Annotated in this window: 22 protein-coding genes and 1 tRNA gene; 18 read left to right on the plus strand and 5 right to left on the minus strand. The window is 72.3% G+C overall.

Annotation, left to right across the window (positions count from 1 at the left end):
* Positions 1 to 20: 20 nt before the first annotated feature.
* Positions 21 to 650, minus strand: coding sequence for a MarC family protein (locus AB0398_RS08400; protein WP_366373092.1), 630 nt, complete (start codon positions 648 to 650; stop codon positions 21 to 23).
* 135 nt (positions 651 to 785) lie between these two features.
* On the opposite strand from AB0398_RS08400, the gene AB0398_RS08405 reads away from it, so the two are divergent.
* Positions 786 to 1202 carry a YciI family protein gene (locus AB0398_RS08405; RefSeq protein ID WP_366373093.1) on the plus strand — a complete coding sequence of 139 codons (417 nt, stop codon included), beginning with the start codon at positions 786 to 788 and terminating at the stop codon, positions 1200 to 1202.
* A gap of 505 nt (positions 1203 to 1707) precedes the next feature.
* Positions 1708 to 1995 carry a metal-sensitive transcriptional regulator gene (locus AB0398_RS08410; protein ID WP_366373094.1) on the plus strand — a complete coding sequence of 96 codons (288 nt, stop codon included), beginning with the start codon at positions 1708 to 1710 and terminating at the stop codon, positions 1993 to 1995.
* A gap of 24 nt (positions 1996 to 2019) precedes the next feature.
* Here the strand turns inward: AB0398_RS08410 and wrbA are convergent, their stop codons facing one another.
* On the minus strand, positions 2020 to 2628 hold the full coding sequence (gene wrbA / locus AB0398_RS08415) for an NAD(P)H:quinone oxidoreductase (RefSeq protein ID WP_366373095.1): 609 nt from the start codon (positions 2626 to 2628) through the stop codon (positions 2020 to 2022).
* Between the two features lie 186 nt (positions 2629 to 2814).
* Between wrbA and AB0398_RS08420 the strand changes: the two genes are divergently transcribed.
* The 6 genes from AB0398_RS08420 (at position 2815) to AB0398_RS08445 (ending at position 8372) form a co-directional block, all read left to right on the plus strand.
* Positions 2815 to 3459, plus strand: coding sequence for a helix-turn-helix domain-containing protein (locus AB0398_RS08420; RefSeq protein ID WP_366373096.1), 645 nt, complete (start codon positions 2815 to 2817; stop codon positions 3457 to 3459).
* Between the two features lie 120 nt (positions 3460 to 3579).
* Entirely contained in the window at positions 3580 to 4164 is a 585-nt protein-coding gene (locus AB0398_RS08425) for an alpha/beta hydrolase (RefSeq protein WP_366373097.1), read from the plus strand.
* A 199-nt stretch (positions 4165 to 4363) separates the two neighbouring features.
* Positions 4364 to 5314: a prolyl aminopeptidase gene (pip, locus tag AB0398_RS08430; RefSeq protein WP_366373098.1), complete on the plus strand. Its 951-nt coding sequence runs from the start codon at positions 4364 to 4366 to the stop codon at positions 5312 to 5314.
* 179 nt (positions 5315 to 5493) lie between these two features.
* Positions 5494 to 7047, plus strand: a complete 1554-nt coding sequence (locus AB0398_RS08435) for a M28 family metallopeptidase (RefSeq protein WP_366373099.1) — start codon at positions 5494 to 5496, stop codon at positions 7045 to 7047.
* A 285-nt stretch (positions 7048 to 7332) separates the two neighbouring features.
* On the plus strand, positions 7333 to 7629 hold the full coding sequence (locus AB0398_RS08440) for a type II toxin-antitoxin system VapB family antitoxin (protein ID WP_030209440.1): 297 nt from the start codon (positions 7333 to 7335) through the stop codon (positions 7627 to 7629).
* Between the two features lie 113 nt (positions 7630 to 7742).
* Positions 7743 to 8372, plus strand: coding sequence for a LytR C-terminal domain-containing protein (locus AB0398_RS08445; protein WP_366373100.1), 630 nt, complete (start codon positions 7743 to 7745; stop codon positions 8370 to 8372).
* A 124-nt stretch (positions 8373 to 8496) separates the two neighbouring features.
* On the opposite strand, the gene upp is transcribed toward AB0398_RS08445, so the two are convergent.
* A complete protein-coding gene (gene upp / locus AB0398_RS08450) occupies positions 8497 to 9132 on the minus strand; it encodes a uracil phosphoribosyltransferase (RefSeq protein ID WP_366373101.1) in 636 nt (211 codons plus the stop codon).
* 92 nt (positions 9133 to 9224) lie between these two features.
* Here upp and AB0398_RS08455 point away from each other — a divergent pair, with 92 nt between their 5' ends.
* From AB0398_RS08455 to AB0398_RS08490, 8 genes are all read left to right on the plus strand, one after another.
* Complete coding sequence (locus AB0398_RS08455; RefSeq protein WP_053640088.1) at positions 9225 to 9434, plus strand: hypothetical protein; 210 nt, start codon at positions 9225 to 9227, stop codon at positions 9432 to 9434.
* Positions 9435 to 9778: 344 nt separating this feature from the next.
* On the plus strand, positions 9779 to 10315 hold the full coding sequence (locus AB0398_RS08460; protein ID WP_366373102.1) for a hypothetical protein: 537 nt from the start codon (positions 9779 to 9781) through the stop codon (positions 10313 to 10315).
* A gap of 89 nt (positions 10316 to 10404) precedes the next feature.
* Positions 10405 to 10833, plus strand: coding sequence for a tRNA adenosine(34) deaminase TadA (gene tadA / locus AB0398_RS08465; RefSeq protein WP_366373103.1), 429 nt, complete (start codon positions 10405 to 10407; stop codon positions 10831 to 10833).
* 114 nt (positions 10834 to 10947) lie between these two features.
* Positions 10948 to 11032, plus strand: a tRNA-Ser gene (locus AB0398_RS08470).
* Between the two features lie 420 nt (positions 11033 to 11452).
* The gene (locus tag AB0398_RS08475; protein ID WP_366373104.1) at positions 11453 to 11617 is read left to right on the plus strand and encodes a hypothetical protein; all 165 of its coding nucleotides are present in this window, start codon (positions 11453 to 11455) and stop codon (positions 11615 to 11617) included.
* Between the two features lie 9 nt (positions 11618 to 11626).
* The gene (locus AB0398_RS08480; protein WP_366373105.1) at positions 11627 to 11920 is read left to right on the plus strand and encodes a Dabb family protein; all 294 of its coding nucleotides are present in this window, start codon (positions 11627 to 11629) and stop codon (positions 11918 to 11920) included.
* Positions 11921 to 12183: 263 nt separating this feature from the next.
* Positions 12184 to 13035, plus strand: a complete 852-nt coding sequence (locus AB0398_RS08485; protein ID WP_366373106.1) for an RNA polymerase sigma factor SigF — start codon at positions 12184 to 12186, stop codon at positions 13033 to 13035.
* A gap of 233 nt (positions 13036 to 13268) precedes the next feature.
* Positions 13269 to 14183: an RNA polymerase sigma factor SigF gene (locus AB0398_RS08490; protein WP_366373107.1), complete on the plus strand. Its 915-nt coding sequence runs from the start codon at positions 13269 to 13271 to the stop codon at positions 14181 to 14183.
* Between the two features lie 73 nt (positions 14184 to 14256).
* On the opposite strand, the gene AB0398_RS08495 is transcribed toward AB0398_RS08490, so the two are convergent.
* Positions 14257 to 15195: an oxidoreductase gene (locus tag AB0398_RS08495; protein WP_366373108.1), complete on the minus strand. Its 939-nt coding sequence runs from the start codon at positions 15193 to 15195 to the stop codon at positions 14257 to 14259.
* A gap of 81 nt (positions 15196 to 15276) precedes the next feature.
* Here AB0398_RS08495 and AB0398_RS08500 point away from each other — a divergent pair, with 81 nt between their 5' ends.
* Entirely contained in the window at positions 15277 to 15930 is a 654-nt protein-coding gene (locus tag AB0398_RS08500) for a TetR family transcriptional regulator (RefSeq protein ID WP_366373109.1), read from the plus strand.
* 115 nt (positions 15931 to 16045) lie between these two features.
* Here AB0398_RS08500 and AB0398_RS08505 read toward each other — a convergent pair whose 3' ends face one another.
* Positions 16046 to 16276 carry a hypothetical protein gene (locus tag AB0398_RS08505; RefSeq protein ID WP_366373110.1) on the minus strand — a complete coding sequence of 77 codons (231 nt, stop codon included), beginning with the start codon at positions 16274 to 16276 and terminating at the stop codon, positions 16046 to 16048.
* Between the two features lie 214 nt (positions 16277 to 16490).
* Between AB0398_RS08505 and AB0398_RS08510 the strand changes: the two genes are divergently transcribed.
* On the plus strand, positions 16491 to 16934 hold the full coding sequence (locus AB0398_RS08510; protein WP_366373111.1) for a MarR family winged helix-turn-helix transcriptional regulator: 444 nt from the start codon (positions 16491 to 16493) through the stop codon (positions 16932 to 16934).
* Positions 16935 to 16938: the final 4 nt, after the last annotated feature.

Genomic DNA, 16938 nt, shown 5'->3' on the forward strand with positions numbered 1-16938 from the left:
GGGAGCCGCCTCCCGGCCGTCTACTTCCGCGCGTCCAGGCCCGGTACGCCCAGGTCGGAGAGGCCGTCGAGGATCAGGTCGACGCCGACGGCGGCGAGCAGGAGGCCCAGGAGGCGGCCGAGGAGCTCGATCGTGGCGTGGTGGGTGTGGAGCAGGACCCGGGTCAGGAGCAGGACGCAGACCAGGTCGAGGACGATGACCGCCACGTACGCCCCGACGACCGTCGAGCGCCAGCTGAAGCCGGAGCGGGCCGCCGCCTCGATGAGGACCGCCGTCAGGGCCAGCGGACTCACCACGTACGGCATCAGCAGTTCGCGCACCCCGCTGACCAGGTCCGGGGCGTCCTGGTGGGCGCGGTCGGAGCCGAGGTGCATGCCGAGGACGAGGCCGACGGCGTAGAGGAAGAAGATGGCGCCGCCCGCGAGCTGGAGGGCGGGGGTGCTGATGTGGAAGAGGTCGAGCAGCCAGGGGGCCGTGATGCCGGCGAGGAGGCCCACCAGGACGGCCGCGCCCGAGGAGATGAGGGCGATGGTCCGCAGTTGCTTGGCGGGGTGGACCTGGGCGAGGCCGGCGAAGGAGAGGAGCACCTTCGGCGGGCCGACGACGGAGAAGAAGGTGATGAAGGCGGCGGAGAAGGTGAATGCGTTCACGTCTGCATCATGGGGCGGCCGAGTGATTTATCCCGTTTTTCGGGTTCGCGTCCGCGCGGTGTCGGGCACGGCGGCCCGGCTCCGGCTGTGCTGCGGAGGACGGGCGCGTGCGCGCCGGGCAGGAAGGAGAGCGCCATGAAGTACCTGGTGACGGTCCAGGGATCGCAGGCCGACTACGAGGCGATGGCGGGGCGCGGCTCCGCCGGCAGTCCCGCCTGGGACCGGGCGGGGATGCAGGCAATGTTCGACCACATGAACGCGGTCAACGAAGAACTCGCCGCGAACGGCGAGCTGCTCGACGCACAGGGCCTCGCCGCCCCGTCCACGGCCCGCTTCGTGACGGTGGACGACGACGGGAGCGCGGTCGTCACGGACGACCCGTACGCGGCGGCCGAGGGGGTCGTCGCCGGCTACTGGCTCCTGGAGTGCGCCTCCCTGGAGCGCGTGACCGAGATCGCCGCCCGGGTGGCCCGCTGCCCGGCCCCGGCCGGCTCCCCGGTGTACCCGGTGGTCGTGCGGCCGGTGGACGAGGCGGGTCCGGAGGTGGGGTGAAACCGGATCGGGTCACCTGGATGGAGCTGGGGCGGGTCATCTGGCCGAGCCCGGACGGGGTCACCACCCTCGGTGAAGCCACCGGCCCGGTGGTCGTCGGGCCGAGCTGGAGCAGTGCGGCGGACGACGGCGCCGACGCCGACGTCTCGCTGTCGCTCCTCGACGACCGCAACAAGATCCACGGCGCGACGCCGACTTCCACTTCTACGACCGCCCCGCCCACCAGGACGGCAGCGTGCGGCTCCTGGGCAAGGTCCCGACGGAGAGAGGAAGCGCCGGTCGACCTGCATATGGAGACCCTGCTCGACGGGCGGAACGGGCCGAGCCCTCCAGGACCGGCCGACCGGCCCACCGGCCGGTCAGGAGCCCGCTCCCGCTCCCGGCCGTCGGTCGCCGCCCGTCGGCGTCCTCCTCCAGGTGTCCGTCCAGGTGTCATCCTTGGACTACGACGGAGCCCCGGGCCGGGGAGTAAATTACCCCCTGGGGTATCTGTGGAGGAGACGTTGTGGAACTCGATCTCGCGGGCGCGGAGCTCAAGGCCGTACTGAACCGGCTGCGCCGGGCGCAGGGCCAGATCTCCGGGGTGATCCGGATGATCGAGGAGGGCCGGGACTGCGAGGAGGTCGTGACCCAGCTCGCCGCCGCCTCCCGCGCCCTCGACCGGGCCGGCTTCGCGATCATCGCGACCGGGCTCCAGCAGTGCCTGACCGACATCGAGGACGGCCGCAAGGACGGCGAGGACCGCGACGCCATGCGGGCCCGCCTGGAGAAGCTGTTCCTGTCCCTGGCGTGACCGCCCGCGGGGTGCCGCGGCGCCTCAGGCGTCCGCGAGGCCCTTCAGGCGCTTCGCGATCCGGGTGAGGCGTTCGCCCTGGTAGCGGGCGGCGGCGAGGACGTCCTCGCCGGGTTCGCCGTGGGCGCCCGGGTGGGCGGTCCCGTAGGGGTTGCCGCCCGCCGCGTACACCGACGGGTCGGTGAAGCCGGGCGAGACGATGACCGAGCCCCAGTGGTGGAAGGTGTTGTAGAGGGCGAGCAGCGTCGACTCGTTGCCGCCGTGGACGTTGTGGGCGCTGGTGAAGGCGGTCGCGGGCTTGTCCGCCATGACGCCGCGCTGCCACAGGCCGCCCGACGTGTCGATGTACTGCTTGAGCTGCGCGGCCACGTTCCCGAAGCGGGTCGGGGAGCCGAAGGCGTACGCGTCCGCCCACTCCAGGTCGTCGAGGGTGGCGACCTCCACGTCGCCGGTGGCGTCCACGTGGGCGCGCCAGGCCGGGTTCGCGTCGATCGCGGCGTCCGGGGCGAGCTCGGGCACCCGGCGCAGGCGCACCTCGGCGCCCGCCTTCTCCGCACCCTCGGCGACGGCCCGGGCGAGGTGGTGGACGCTACCCGTGGCCGAGTAGTGGATGACGGCGACCTTGACGGACATGACGAACTCTCCTCGATGTCTTCGCGACGATGTCTTCACGATCGGGACCGGATCGATCCGTAGAAGTGGATTGCTATCCGCTTTCCTGATCGAAGCTAAGCGGATCTCTATCCGTTTTGCAAGGGGGGCGGGTATGCTCGATCCGAGGGGCAGGGACGCAGGACAGAAGGGCAGGAGTCCGCAGAGATGAGCACCGAGAACCCGCGGGACGGCGATCGGGCGGCGGCGCCCGCGCTCGGCCTGCTCCCGACGCTCGACGCCCCCGCCCCCGAGCGCGCCGACGCGGCCCGCAACCGGCGCAGGATCCTCGACGCGGCCGCCCGGATCGTCGCCGAGCAGGGCCCCGACGCCGTCACCATGAACCAGGTCGCCCACGCCAGCGGCATCGGCGTCGGCACCGTCTACCGCCGCTTCGGCGACGTCTCCCAGCTCCTGTGGGCGCTCCTCGACGACCGCGAGCGCCAGTTCCAGGAGGCGTACATGAGCGGCCCGCCGCCGCTCGGCCCCGGCGCCCCGACCGCCGAACGGCTCGACGCCTTCCTCGACGCGCTCGTCGACCGGGTCGCCGAGCAGCGCGAGATCCTGCTCGCCGCGCACTCCGCCGCGCCCCGCGCCCGGTACCACAGCGGCGCGTACCGGGTGATGCACACGCACGTCGCCCTGCTCGTCGGACAGCTCAGGCCGGGATCCGACGGCGCGCTCCTCGCCCACCTGGTGCTCGCGCCCTTCTCCCCCGACGTCATGCACCACCTGGCCGTCGAACAGGAACTCTCGGGCGAGCGCCTCAAGGCGGGCGTACGGGAGCTCCTCACCCTGCGGGAAGGCTCCTGAGGGCCCGGGGCCCGTCCCCTACGGGGTCGGGGCCGGTGCGTGCGCACCGGGCACGACCGCCGTGTCCACACCCCGGAACCCGTCTGGACCTCCGGGCTCCCCGGACCGCACGATCACGCCATGACGACCGAGAACGACTTCACCGCCAAGACCTTCCTGATCCTGCACGGGTTCCAGAACCACCGGCCGGTCGGCCACTGGCAGCACTGGCTCGCCGGGCGGCTGCGGGAGCGCGGGCACGAGGTCCGCTATCCGCAGCTCCCCTCGCCGGACGCGCCCGTGCTCGCGGAGTGGCTCGACGCCCTGGAGGAGCACGGGAAGCGGCCCGCCCGGGGCGAGTTCGTGGTCCTCGCGCACAGCCTGTCCGTCCTGCTGTGGCTGCGGGCCGGGGCCCGCAGGCCGGACGCCGACCGGGTGCTGCTCGTCGCCCCGCCCTCGCCGCCGGTGACCGCCTCGATCCCCGAGATCGCCGCCTTCGCCGACGGCCTCGACCTCGCGGAGACGGGCCTCGCGGCGCGCCTGGTGTACGGGGACGGCGACCCGTACTGCCCCGAGGGCGCCGACCTGCACTACGGCCGTCCGCTCGGCCTCGACCCCGACCGCGTACCGGGCGGCGAGCACCTCAACCCCGCCAGCGGGTACGGGGACTGGCCCTCGGTCCTGGAGTGGTGCGAGGACCCGTCGGTGCGGGTGCGGGGCCGGTAGGGGTCGGAGGTCCCGTAGGGGCCCGAGGTCCCGTAGGGGCCCGAGGTCCCGTAGGGGCCCGAGGTCCCGTAGGGGCCCGAGGTCCCGTAGGGGCCCGAGGTCCCGTAGGGACCGGCGAAGCCCCTCAAGGCCCCGAGGTCCCGTAGGGGCCGCCGGAAACCCCGGGCGGGGCCACCGCGGTCCCCGTAGGGTCGGCCGGATGCACCCGGAGACCGCACCGTACGACCAGGGCCTGCTCGACGTGGGCGACGGCAACCGCGTCCACTGGGAGGTCTCCGGGAACCCGGAGGGCAAGCCCGCGCTCGTCGTCCACGGCGGGCCGGGCTCCGGCTCCTCCCCGCACTCCCGGCGCCTCTTCGACCCGGAGGCGTACCGGGTCGTCCTCTTCGACCAGCGCGGCTGCGGCCGCTCCGTCCCGCACGCGAGCGACCCGGCCGCCGACCTCTCCGTCAACACCACCGCGCACCTGGTCGCGGACATGGAGCGGCTGCGCGAACACCTCGGGGTCGAGAAGTGGCTGCTCTACGGGGGTTCCTGGGGCTCCACCCTGATCCTGGCGTACGCGGAGGCCCACCCCGAGCGCGTCACCGAGATCGTGATCGCCGCCGTCACCACCACCCGCCGCTCCGAGACCGCCTGGCTGTACGAGGGCGTCGGGCGCTTCTTCCCCGAGGCCCACGAGCGCTTCCGGGCCGGGGCCGGGGCCGCCGACGGGGCCGGGGCGGACGAGCTCGTCGGGGCGTACGCCGCCCTGATGAACGCCCCCGACCGGGCCGTACGGGAGAGGGCCGCGGCCGACTGGTGCGCCTGGGAGGACGCCGTCCTCTCGACGGAGGGCATGGGCACCCCGTACACCGACCGCGTCGACGACGCCCGGCTCGGCTTTGTCCGGATCTGCTCGCACTACTTCGCGCACGGCGCCTGGCTGGAGGAGGGCGCCCTGATCCGCGACGCGCACCGGCTCGCCGGAATCCCGGGCGTCCTGGTCCACGGCCGGCTCGACCTGGGCGGGCCGCTCACCACCGCCCGGGAACTCGTCCGCGCCTGGCCGGACGCCGAGCTGCACGTGGTCGAGCGCGCCGGACACCTGGGCGGCGAGGAGACCGGCCGGCTGCTCCTCGCGGCCCTCGACCGCTTCGCGAGGACGTGACCGGAACCCGTCGGGAACGTATCCGGCAAAAGCCCTGAACGATCGCAACTCGTAAGGGAATTGAGAATTCCAGATTTCAATCCTGTTCGACCCGGCAGGAATTGTGGCGAATCTGTTCACAGAACGCCTCCGAGATCGCTAACTTCCCCTCAACCTCGTCCGTACCGGGAAGGACTTCTGTGAACGCATCCCAGCGCCGGGCCGCGGCCATCCTCGCCGCCGCCGCTCTCGCCGCCCCGCTGGTCCTCTCATCCCCCGCCACCGCGGGACAGGACCCCACGGCCGCACCCGCCCGCGATGCCGCCAAGCTGGCGAAGAAGCTGGTCCGCGACACCACCGCCAAGGACGCCTACAAGCACCTGCAGAAGTTCCAGGCGATAGCCGACTCGGCCGGCGGCCACCGCGCGGCCGGTTCGCTCGGGCACGACGCCTCGGCCGCGTACGTGTACACGCAGCTCAAGAAGGCCGGCTACAACGTCTGGTACCAGAAGTTCGACTTCGAGTACACGGAGACGCTCGCCGAGAAGGCCTCCGTCGTCACCCCCGCGCCCCGCGCGTTCGACATCAAGGCCATGACCTACACCAAGTCCACCCCGGTCGGCGGCGTCAAGGCCGAGCTCGTGGCCGTGCCGGTCGACGCCGACGCCACCACCGGCTGCGAGCCGGGCGACTTCGCCGCCGGCGCCTTCACCGGCAAGATCGCGCTCATCAAGCGCGGCGGCTGCGCCTTCGCGGTGAAGCAGCAGAACGCCGCCGACGCCGGTGCCGTCGCCGCCGTCATCTACAACAACGCCGAGGGCGTCCTCTCCGGCACCCTCGGGGACGCCGCCTCCGGGAAGATCCCCACCGGCGGCATCACCCTGGCCGAGGGCACGGCGCTCGCCGCCGACCTCGCCAAGGGCCCGGTCACCCTCTCCGTGGAGATCCGCCAGCTCCAGCAGATACGTTCCACCAACAACGTCATCGCGGAGACCAAGGCCGGCAACGCCGCCAACACCGTGGTGCTCGGCTCCCACCTCGACTCCGTCACCGCGGGCCCCGGCATCAACGACAACGGCTCCGGCTCCGCCGGCCTCCTCCAGGCCGCCCTGAAGCTGGCCGAGTCGAAGGACAAGGTCCGCAACAAGGTCCGCTTCGCCTGGTGGTCGGCGGAGGAGAACGGCCTCCTCGGCTCCGAGCACTACGTGCAGAACCTCACGGCGCTCGACAAGAAGGAGATCAAGCTCTACCTCAACTTCGACATGATCGCCTCGCCGAACTACGGCCTGTTCGTGTACGACGGCGACGACTCGGACGGCGTCGGCGCCGGCGCGGGCCCCGCGGGCTCGGCCCAGCTGGAGCGCGACATCAACGAGTTCCTCGACAAGAACGGGCACCCGCACGAGGGCACCGACTTCACCGGCCGCTCCGACTACGGCCCGTTCATCGAGGTCGGCATCCCCTCCGGCGGCACCTTCACCGGCGCCGAGGGCATCAAGACCGCGGGCCAGGCGGCCAAGTTCGGCGGCCAGGCGGGCGTCGCGTACGACGTGAACTACCACGCCAAGGGCGACAACCTCAGCAACATCAACCTGAAGGCGTTCGACGTCAACATCGACGTCATCGCCAACGCCGTGGGCACCTACGCCCACGACATCTCCTCGCTCCGCAAGCCGGTCGTCTCCGTCCCGACCACCGGTGACGCGGGCAGCGGCGGCGGCCTGCACGACGACCACCACGAGGTCACCGAGTAAGTCGGGCAAGCACCGAAGGGTCGGCCCGTAGGGGCTCCCCTCCGGCGGACCGCCGCCGGAGGGGAGCCCCTGTCCCGTTCCCGGCCGCTCGCCCCGTTCCCGGCCGCTCGTCCGGGTGACGGGCGGCGTCCCGGAGCGAGGCCCTCCGGGCCCCTCTTCCCGGGGCGGTGGCGGCCCGCTCGCGCGCGTGACGGCACCCGGATCCCGGTTCGTCCCGTTTCGCACCGGCATCCCAGCGGGCGGGCGTGGCTGCGCCGAGAGCCGCTCGCCCGGTAGGCTTTCCGTGTGATCTTCAAGCGCATCGGAAACGGAAAGCCGTATCCCGACCACGGCCGGGAAAGCACCCGGCAGTGGGCGGACGTCGCCCCGCGCCCGGTCCGCCTCGACCAGCTGGTCACCACCAAGGGCCAGCTGGACCTGGAGACCCTGCTCGCGGAGGACTCCACCTTCTACGGCGACCTCTTCGCGCACGTCGTGAAGTGGCAGGGCGACCTCTACCTCGAGGACGGACTGCACCGGGCCGTCCGCGCGGCGCTCCAGCAGCGCCAGGTGCTGCACGCCCGCGTCCTCGAACTGGACTGACGGTGGCCCGCAAGGGTGGCCGCTGACCCTTTCGGGGTCAGTTCCACCCCATCCGGACGCGATCACATGATCATCAAGTAGGCATCACCCACCAGCGGCATTACGCTGCGCTCATGAGCATGCTCACTCCCCCCGGCATGGGCGGAAAGTACCGCATCACGGGGGATGTCTACCCGCGCATGCGCCGCCCCCACCGTCGGCGCAGGATCGTCCTCGCAGCCACTGCCGCCGTGGTCGTGCTCGGCGCGGCCGGCTGGGGCACGCTCCAGCTCGTCGACGTGTTCTCCGGCGACGCGGGCACGAAGGCGGCGGCCGGGAAGACGGCCGACTGCAAGCCCGCTCCCACGCCGACCGCCGCACCGGCCGCGGCCCTGCCCAAGCCCGCGCAGATCACGGTCAACGTCTACAACGCGACCCCGCGCAGCGGACTCGCCAAGACGACGGCCGACGAGCTCAAGAAGCGCGGCTTCAAGGTCGGCAAGGTCGGGAACGCGCCCGTCGCCTACGACAAGAAGGTCCCCGGCGCCGGACTGCTCCTCGGCGCGCCCGCCGCCGCCAAGGGCGCCTTCCCGGTCCTCGGCACCCAGCTCGCGGGCGCCACGACCAGGACGGACACCCGGGCCACGGCGGACGTGGACCTGATCATCGGGACCGCCTTCAAGAACCTGTCCCCGAAAACGACGGCGGACGCGGCCCTGGTCGCCCTGACCAAGCCCGCGCCCGCTCCGACCGGGAAGTGCTGAGGACCGTGACCGGCCCGGGGGTCCGACCGGCCCCCGGAGGCCCGTACGGCCCCCGTACGACTCTCACGGCCCGTACGGCCTCTACGACCCGTACAAGCCCCTGAGGCCCCTACGGCCCGGAGGCCTATTCGGCCGAGCCGTACATGCGGTCGCCCGCGTCGCCGAGGCCCGGGACGATGTAGCCGTTCTCGTTGAGGCGCTCGTCGACCGAGGCCGTCACGACGGTGACGGGGGTGCCGGCGAGCTCGCGCTCCATGATCTCGACGCCCTCCGGGGCGGCGAGGAGCACGACCGCGGTCACGTCGTCCGCGCCGCGCTTGATCAGCTCCTGGATCGCCGCGACCAGCGTGCCGCCGGTCGCCAGCATCGGGTCCAGGACGTACACCTGGCGGCCCGAGAGGTCCTCCGGCATCCGCGTGGCGTAGGTCGACGCCTCCAGCGTCTCCTCGTTGCGGATCATGCCCAGGAAGCCGACCTCGGCGGTCGGGAGCAGCCGGACCATGCCGTCGAGCATGCCGAGGCCGGCGCGCAGGATCGGCACCACCAGCGGGCGCGGGTGCGACAGCTTCACACCGGTCGTGGTCGTGACCGGGGTCTCGATGTCGACCTGCTCGGTCCGCACGTCCCGGGTGGCCTCGTAGGCGAGCAGGGTGACCAGCTCGTCGGCGAGACGCCGGAAGGTCGCGGAGTCCGTGCGCTTGTCGCGCAGGGTGGTGAGCTTGTGGGCGACCAGGGGGTGGTCGACGACGTGGAGACGCATGACTCAACAGTAGCCCGCCCCGCACTGGCGTCGATCCGCGCCACTGGGGGAAGGTGGGGGCACACGGACCCGGTGATGGGGTGGTGTGGGAGATGTCCGACCTGGAAGGACCGGTCGAGAGGGCCGCCGAGAGGGTGGCCCGGGGACCGGCGGCGGAGACCGACACGGAGCGCCGCAGGCGCCGTGCGCAGTTCCTGCGCGAGCTGCACGAGGCGAAGGCGCTGCGCGAACGCGTGCAGCCCCGGCGCGCCCGGGCGGCCCGGATGCGGCAGGCGATGCGGATGCGGACCTTCCGCTGGTGAGGCGGCGGGACGAGCGGTGCCGGCGGTACGGGTGTTATGGGGGTTACGGGCGGGTTCCGGCGTGACCGGCCGGTCGGGCGTCCCGGAACGCGTGCGTACCGCCGGGCGCGGTGTGACCGGTGGAAACGGGCCCGGACCAGCGACGACCGGCCGGGGCTGGCCGTGCGCCCCCCGAGTGCGCCGGGGTCGCGCGCCCGCCCGATAGCGGGGACGTTCAGACTGATGCACGACGCAAGAGCCGAAGACCTCTCCTGCGAGCGCCGTTTCTGTCACGATGCCGAGGGGGCGGGGCTCAAGACCGCGCCACCGGAACGTCACACCTCTGATCAGTGGGAGAGAGTCAGGTGTACTTCGCCGCACTGCTCGCGCGCACCGAAGACGGGTGGGAAGCGGGCGACACGGAGCTCGACGACGTGGAGACCCTGTCGGATCTGGTCGAGCTGGCCCGCGACGCCTCGGACGACGACACGGTGATCGTCTTCATCGAGCAGGAGGACGCGTGGTTCGGGATCGTCCGGATCGAAGGGGAGGAGGATCCCCGCATCTACGTCTCGGACGGGGCGGCCGCGTCCCGTTCCTCGTACGGGGAGATGCTCACCCGGGAGATCCTCGGTGACGATCTGGACGACCTGGCCGACGAGCTGGAGTCGCTGGACCTGGACGGCACGGAGGACGGGGAACCGCTCGACGCCGACGGGGACGAGGACGACGAGGCGGGCTCCGTGGCCGCCGAGGCCGTCCCGGCCGCCCCGGTGGGTGACCGGCTGATCCTGGCGGACCTCGGTCTGCCGCCGGCCGATCTGCTCGCCCTGGAGACCGACGCGCTCACCGAGATCGCGGACGCGCTGGGCGCGGGCGAGGTCCTGGAGGCCGTCCGCTAGTGGTTCCCGCGGTACCTGTTCCCGACGCCGGAGCCGGCTCCACGGCCGGTCCCGCACCGGATCCCCTGCGGGATCCCTGGCGGGACGCCATGCTGCTCGCGCTCGACGAGGCGGAGGCCGCCGGGCCGGCCGGCGACGTGCCGGTCGGCGCGGTCGTGCTCGGCCCGGACGGGAAGGTCCTCGCGCGGGCGCACAACGAGCGGGAGGCGGTCGGCGACCCCACCGCGCACGCCGAGGTGCTCGCCCTGCGCCGGGCGGCCGCGGTGACCGGGGAGTGGCGCCTGACGGGCTGCACGCTGGTCGTGACCCTGGAGCCGTGCGTGATGTGCGCGGGCGCCCTGGTCCAGTCCCGGGTGGAGCGCGTGGTGTTCGGCGCCCCGGACGAGAAGGCGGGCGCGGCGGGATCGCTCTGGGACCTCGTGCGGGACCGGCGGCTCAACCACCGCCCCGAGGTAATCCACGGCGTGCTCGGCGAGGAGTGCGCCCGGCGGCTCACGGCCTTCTTCCGCACCCGCTGACACGCCTGTTGACGCACCCGCCGACACCCCTGCCGACGCCCCCTCCGCCCCCGCTCCGACCTGCGCCGGGATACGGATTTCATCGCAGCGCCAGTTTCGGCTAAGCTCTCCCTCGGTAGCGTGTCCGAGCGGCCGAAGGAGCTCGCCTCGAAAGCGAGTGTGGGGAAACTCACCGAGGGTTCAAATCCCTCCGCTACCGCTTCGATCGAAGGGCCCGGCGCATCAGCGCCGGGCCCTTCGGCGTGTGCGGGCCCCGTGGGGGCTCCCCGTACGGAAAAAAGGGCCCCGGCCCGCGTGCGTGCGCGGGCCGGGGCCTTCCCGCAGGGTGACGCAGGTCGGGGGGAGCGGCATCGGGGGGACAAGCCGCTCTCCCCCCCGGTGAGAACCGGGCCGTCCGGTCCGTGCCGCCGCCGGGGGAAGCCTCGCGGCGCGGACCCCGCAGTGCGGGCCGGTTCCGGGCCCTCGGATTCCTGCCCGATCCTCCGGGCCCGGCATCCATACTGCGCGCCCGGCACCCTTCCGGCGGGCGGCAAAAGTCCTCGTTCTCCGGGCCCTTGGTCCGTAAAGGCTCGGTTAGAGTGGCGCGGTCGTACGGCGGGGGAACAGGGGAGGGCTGGAAATGGCGCAGGCGAAGAAGGTCGCGCTGTACGCGGTCGTGGTCTTTGTGCTGTACACGATCGTCACGTCCCCGGCGAGGGCGGCGGATCTGGTCCAGGTAGGGTTCGAGGGCATTTCCGGCGCCGCCCAGGGTGTCGGCGAGTTCATGACCGAACTCATCAATTAGGAGCCCTCCGTGATCCGCCATCTGGTCCTGTTCAAGCTCAATGACGGCGTCTCCCGTGACGAGCCGCGCGTCGTCGCGGGTGTCGAGGCCTTCCGGGCGCTCGGCGGCCAGATTCCGGAGCTGCGGTTCTGGGAGTGCGACTGGAACATCACGGACCGGCCGATCGCGTACGACTTCGCCATCAATTCGGCCGTCGATGACGCCGACGCCCTCCAGCGCTATCTGGAGCACCCCGCCCACCAGGCGGGTGTCGCCCAGTGGCGGGAGTTCGCCACCTGGGTGATCGCCGACTACGCCTTCTGACCCCCGGTCACGGCCGAGGCCCCCCGCCCTCACGGCGGGGGGCCTCGGCGTTTTCCGGCCCCTTCACCCGCCCCCGCCCGTACCGCGCCGGTTCCGCGCCGACCCCCATCCGGCCCTCTCTTCCCTCCCTCCGCGCCCTCAACACGTGGTTATGGGGTGCTTGCGCACAGTGGACATGTCTTGTGATGCTATGACCGCTTTTGACGGATGAGTTGACCGTAGTTGACACCAGTCGACCAGCAGGACCAGCCAAAAGAGGTGGCGTGAACGTGCCGGCCAGTACAGCACCTCAAGTACCGCCCCAGCACGAGGCAGGCGGCCCGGAGGCCCCGCGCACGCGCCCCCAGAGCACCCGCGGCGCCGACACCCGCGCCCTCACCCAGGTCCTCTTCGGGCAGCTCAAGGGCCTCGACCCGGGCACCCCCGAGCACGACCGGGTGCGCGGGGCCCTCATCGAGGCCAACCTGCCGCTCGTCCGCTACGCGGCCGCACGCTTCCGCTCCCGCAACGAGCCCATGGAGGACGTCGTCCAGGTCGGCACCATCGGCCTGATCAACGCCATCGACCGCTTCGACCCGGACCGGGGCGTGCAGTTCCCGACGTTCGCGATGCCGACCGTCGTCGGCGAGATCAAACGCTACTTCCGGGACAACGTGCGGACCGTGCACGTGCCCCGCCGGCTGCACGAGCTGTGGGTCCAGGTCAACGGCGCCACCGAGGACCTGACGACCGCCCACGGGCGCTCCCCCACCACCGCCGAGATCGCCGAGCGGCTGCGGATCGGGGAGGACGAGGTGCTCGCCTGCATCGAGGCCGGACGCTCGTACCACGCCACCTCCCTGGAGGCGGCGCAGGAGGGCGACGGGCTGCCGGGACTGCTCGACCGGCTCGGTTACGAGGACCCCGCGCTCGCCGGGGTGGAACACCGGGACCTGGTCCGGCACCTTCTCGTACAACTGCCCGAACGGGAACAGCGGATCCTGATGCTGCGCTACTACAGCAACTTGACCCAGTCTCAGATCAGCCAGGAACTCGGCGTCTCCCAGATGCACGTGTCAAGGCTCCTCGCACGCAGCTTCGCGCGATTGAGATCCGCAAACAGGATCGAAGCGTAACCGGAACGGGTAGACCGGTTCGGAGCAGTTCCGCACGCACCGGATGCCGAACACCCCTTGTTTCCTGCGGATTTGCGCGGGCATTGTGTCGACAAGTCACTACAGCGTGTTGCCGACATGTGACATTCTGCTGGAACCGCGTTTGCCGCAGCCCCGCCGCCGGTATTCAGGTGGTGGCTGCGTTCCTCAGATGGTCGCGGCACCGCGACCGTCCGCGACCTCAAGGGGGTGGCATGTCCACAGAACTGGACAGCTCCAAGGTGCTCACGCTCACGCCCGTTCCCGTCGTTCCCGTGCCCACGCAGACGACGGCGCCGACGGCGCCCGAGAGCACGGAGCCCGCGCCGCCGCCGATGCCCGTCACGACCGGCGCCCTCGACACCCGCACCCTCTCCCGCTCCCTCTTCCTGCGGCTGCGCGCCCTGGACACGGAGGGCGCCGCGGCCGACAGCCCGGAGCGGACCTACGTCCGCGACACCCTCATCGAGCTCAACCTCCCCCTCGTCCGGTACGCGGCCGCCCGCTTCCGCTCCCGCAACGAGCCCATGGAGGACATCGTCCAGGTCGGCACCATCGGCCTGATCAAGGCGATCGACCGCTTCGACTGCGAACGGGGCGTGGAGTTCCCGACGTTCGCGATGCCGACCGTCGTCGGCGAGATCAAGCGCTTCTTCCGCGACACCTCGTGGTCGGTGCGGGTCCCGCGCCGCCTCCAGGAGCTGCGCCTCGCCCTCACCAAGGCCGGCGACGAGCTCGCCCAGAAGCTCGACCGCTCCCCCACCGTCCCCGAACTCGCCGCCGTGCTCGGGGTGTCGGAGGAGGACGTGGTCGACGGCCTCGCCGTCGGCAACGCGTACACCGCCTCCTCGCTCGACTCCCCCTCGCCCGAGGACGACGGCGGCGAGGGCTCCCTCGCGGACCGCCTCGGCTACGAGGACACCGCCCTCGAAGGCGTCGAGTACCGCGAGTCGCTCAAGCCGCTGCTGGCCAAGCTCCCGCCCCGCGAGCGGCAGATCATCATGCTGCGCTTCTTCGCCAACATGACCCAGTCGCAGATCGGCGAGGAGGTCGGCATCTCCCAGATGCACGTCTCGCGTCTACTCACCCGCACCCTGGCCCAGCTCCGGGAAGGCCTCATCTCCGACTGACCGCCGCCTGACGGCCCTTCGGACGGCGGTACGCCGCCGACCGAAGGGGCCGGTCGCCGTCCGGCCGCGACCGCTATCCGGCCGCGGCCACCGGGAACCGCACCCCGGTCAGGCGTTCCGAGAGCTCCCGCAGCCGGCGGCCCGTCTCCGGATCGGCCGCCGCGTCGGAGAGCCGTACGCGGGTCGGGTCGCCGCGCAGTTCGGCCGGCCCGCCGGGGCCGATGAACTCGCCGCCCTCCACCGCCGGATCGGTCGCCGCGTACAGCTGGGACAGCGCGCCGCGCTCCGGGCGCTGGGCGAACAGCGGATTGCCGATGTACCCGAAGACCACCTTGGCCGGGCCGGACGCCTTGGTCTGGAGGCCCGTGGCGGTGTAGCCGGGGTGGGCGAGGACGCTCCGGACCGGGCTGCCCGCCTCCGTCAGGCGCCGGTGCAGCTCCCGCCCGAAGACGGCGTTCGCGAACTTCGACCGGTTGGAGAAGGTCATGGGCGCGTAGCCGCGCTCGCCGTTCGGGTCGTCGAAGCGCGTCCCGCCCTGACGGTGGTTGATCGAGCTGACGGTGACCACCCGGGGGTCCCGCCCGGCGGCCAGCAGGTCGAGGAGCAGCCCCGTGAGGGCGAAGTGCCCGAGGTGGTTGACGGCGAACTGGAGCTCGTGGCCCTGAGGGCTGAGCGTACGGGGCGGGGCCATCACGCCCGCGTTGTTGACGAGCACGTCCAGGCGGGAGTGCTCCTCCCGCATCCGCCCGGCGAAGGCCCGCACCGAGTCGAGGTCGGCGAGGTTGAGCGGGCGCACGTCGAGCAGGTCCGGCGCGATCCCCTCCGCCGCCAGGCCCTCGGCGGCCCGGCGGCCCCTCTCCCCGTCCCGTACGGCGAGGACCACGCGCCCGCCCCGGCGGGCCAGCTCCCGGGCGGTGGCGAGGCCGAGGCCGCTGTTGGCCCCCGTGACGACGGAGGTCCGGCCGGTCTGGTCCGGGATCCGGTCTGCGGTCCGGCGCTGCTTCTTGGTCATGCGGCATACGTTGCCGCCCTTGTCACCGAGTGTCAAGCATGCGCCTAGATGACAGAGGAGGCACCGCGTTACCATTCCGGGGTGAGCACCCGCCCCGGCAGTACCGAGACCGGCCCCGTCGCCGCTCCCCTCTCCCTCGCCCAGCGCAAGCGCCGGCTCGTCGCGACCGAGCTCACCGAGGCGGCCCTCCAGCTCTTCGCCCTCAAGGGCTTCGACGCGGTCACGGTGGACGAGATCGCCTCCGCCTCCGGGGTCTCCAAGCGGACCTTCTTCCGGTACTTCGCGTCCAAGGAGGACGTGGTCGTCCAGTTCCTGGCCGGGATGGGGGCCGACATGCGCGAGGCGCTCGCCGCCCGGCACGCGGCCGAGCGCCCCTCCGAGGCGCTGCTGCGTGCCGTCTCCGTGCCCCTGACCACCTGCGGCGACCACGCCGAGCGCGCGCTGCCGGTGGTCCGGCTGATCCTGCGGACGCCCGCGCTGCTCGCCCGCTTCCTGGAGCACCAGGCGCGGTGGCGCGAGGAACTGACCGAGGAACTGGCCGCGCGCCTGGGGCGCGACCCCGGGGCCGACCTCTATCCCCGGCTCGCCGCGGGCATGGCGCTGGCCGCCTTCGACGCCGTACTGCGCCGGTGGAGCGAGGGCGAGGGCGCGGAGGATCCGGGTGCGCTGATCGAGCGGGCCTTCGAGGTGCTGGCGCCGTCGCTGGACTCCGTGACGGAGCGGACGGCTCCGTAAAAACGCCGCGTAGGCCGGTCGGTGGGCCGCGCGGCCCGGTCGGCGAAAAGAAGAGCGGGCCGGTCCGCGTGGTGCGGAGCCGGCCCACCCTGGGTGTGCGGGACGTACGGAACGGTCAGCCGAGCGCGAGCCAGGCGACGGCCGCCAGGATCACGACGGCCGCGACCACGCCCACGATCAGGCCGACCCGGGGGCCCGAGGAGGAGGCGGCGGCGACGGCCTGTGGCTGCTGCTGCGGGGCGCCCTCGTCGACGAAGGCGCGGAACATCTGGGTGCTGCCGGCGGGGTCGTAGGAGCCCTCGGGGCCCTGGCCCTGGCCGTACGGTGCTTGGGGGTTGTGTGCCATGGGCCAGGACCCTAGCGAAGTCGGCCGGGCCGCCCAACCCCGGCCGCCCCGGGGCCCGCGCGAGGGGCCGCGTACGGCTCCCCGGGCCCCCCTTTGCCGATTCTTTAGCGCCGTTTGACCGATTTAGTTTGCCTGGAGCAACCATCCATCTCTATGGTTGCCCTAAGCAACAAGATATGTGGAGCACGCGGTGGACCACGCGGTGGAGTACGCAATGGACAGAGGCAATCGGTACGAGAACCTCGCCCGCCAGGTGAGCGCCATCGGAGCGGTGAAGCGCGGACTCGCGCGGACCCTGCCCGCCGAGTGCCCCGGCGGATCCGCGATCGTCCTCGCCCTGCTGAACCACCACGGGGACATGCGGATGGGCCGCGTGTCCGAGCTGATGGCCGTCGACGTGTCGGTCAGCAGCCGTCACGTGGCCCACACCGTGGACCGCGGGTGGGTCGAGCGCCTGCCCGACCCCGCCGACCGGCGCTCCCGCATCCTCCACCTGACCCCGGCGGGCGAGTCCATGCTCGCCGTCCTCGACCGACGGCTGACCGACATGCTCGCCCGCACCCTCGTGGAGTGGTCCGACGAAGACGTCGAACTGCTCACCACCCTGCTCGCCCGCCTCCGCGATTCCTTCGGGGACTGCCGGGCCCACCACGCTTGAGAAC

The organism is Streptomyces sp. NPDC086147, from assembly GCF_040702165.1.
Lineage (GTDB): Bacteria > Actinomycetota > Actinomycetes > Streptomycetales > Streptomycetaceae > Streptomyces.

What these genes read in the sequence shown, in the direction of transcription:
- AB0398_RS08405 (WP_366373093.1), top strand. Translation starts at nt 786, where the DNA reads ATGAAGTACCTGGTGACGGTCCAGGGATCGCAGGCCGACTACGAGGCG.
- wrbA (WP_366373095.1), bottom strand. Translation starts at nt 2,628, where the DNA reads ATGTCCGTCAAGGTCGCCGTCATCCACTACTCGGCCACGGGTAGCGTC.
- AB0398_RS08420 (WP_366373096.1), top strand. Translation starts at nt 2,815, where the DNA reads ATGAGCACCGAGAACCCGCGGGACGGCGATCGGGCGGCGGCGCCCGCG.
- AB0398_RS08425 (WP_366373097.1), top strand. Translation starts at nt 3,580, where the DNA reads ATGACGACCGAGAACGACTTCACCGCCAAGACCTTCCTGATCCTGCAC.
- pip (WP_366373098.1), top strand. Translation starts at nt 4,364, where the DNA reads ATGCACCCGGAGACCGCACCGTACGACCAGGGCCTGCTCGACGTGGGC.
- AB0398_RS08445 (WP_366373100.1), top strand. Translation starts at nt 7,743, where the DNA reads ATGAGCATGCTCACTCCCCCCGGCATGGGCGGAAAGTACCGCATCACG.
- upp (WP_366373101.1), bottom strand. Translation starts at nt 9,132, where the DNA reads ATGCGTCTCCACGTCGTCGACCACCCCCTGGTCGCCCACAAGCTCACC.
- AB0398_RS08455 (WP_053640088.1), top strand. Translation starts at nt 9,225, where the DNA reads ATGTCCGACCTGGAAGGACCGGTCGAGAGGGCCGCCGAGAGGGTGGCC.
- tadA (WP_366373103.1), top strand. Translation starts at nt 10,405, where the DNA reads ATGCTGCTCGCGCTCGACGAGGCGGAGGCCGCCGGGCCGGCCGGCGAC.
- AB0398_RS08475 (WP_366373104.1), top strand. Translation starts at nt 11,453, where the DNA reads ATGGCGCAGGCGAAGAAGGTCGCGCTGTACGCGGTCGTGGTCTTTGTG.
- AB0398_RS08490 (WP_366373107.1), top strand. Translation starts at nt 13,269, where the DNA reads ATGTCCACAGAACTGGACAGCTCCAAGGTGCTCACGCTCACGCCCGTT.
- AB0398_RS08495 (WP_366373108.1), bottom strand. Translation starts at nt 15,195, where the DNA reads ATGACCAAGAAGCAGCGCCGGACCGCAGACCGGATCCCGGACCAGACC.
- AB0398_RS08505 (WP_366373110.1), bottom strand. Translation starts at nt 16,276, where the DNA reads ATGGCACACAACCCCCAAGCACCGTACGGCCAGGGCCAGGGCCCCGAG.
- AB0398_RS08510 (WP_366373111.1), top strand. Translation starts at nt 16,491, where the DNA reads ATGGACAGAGGCAATCGGTACGAGAACCTCGCCCGCCAGGTGAGCGCC.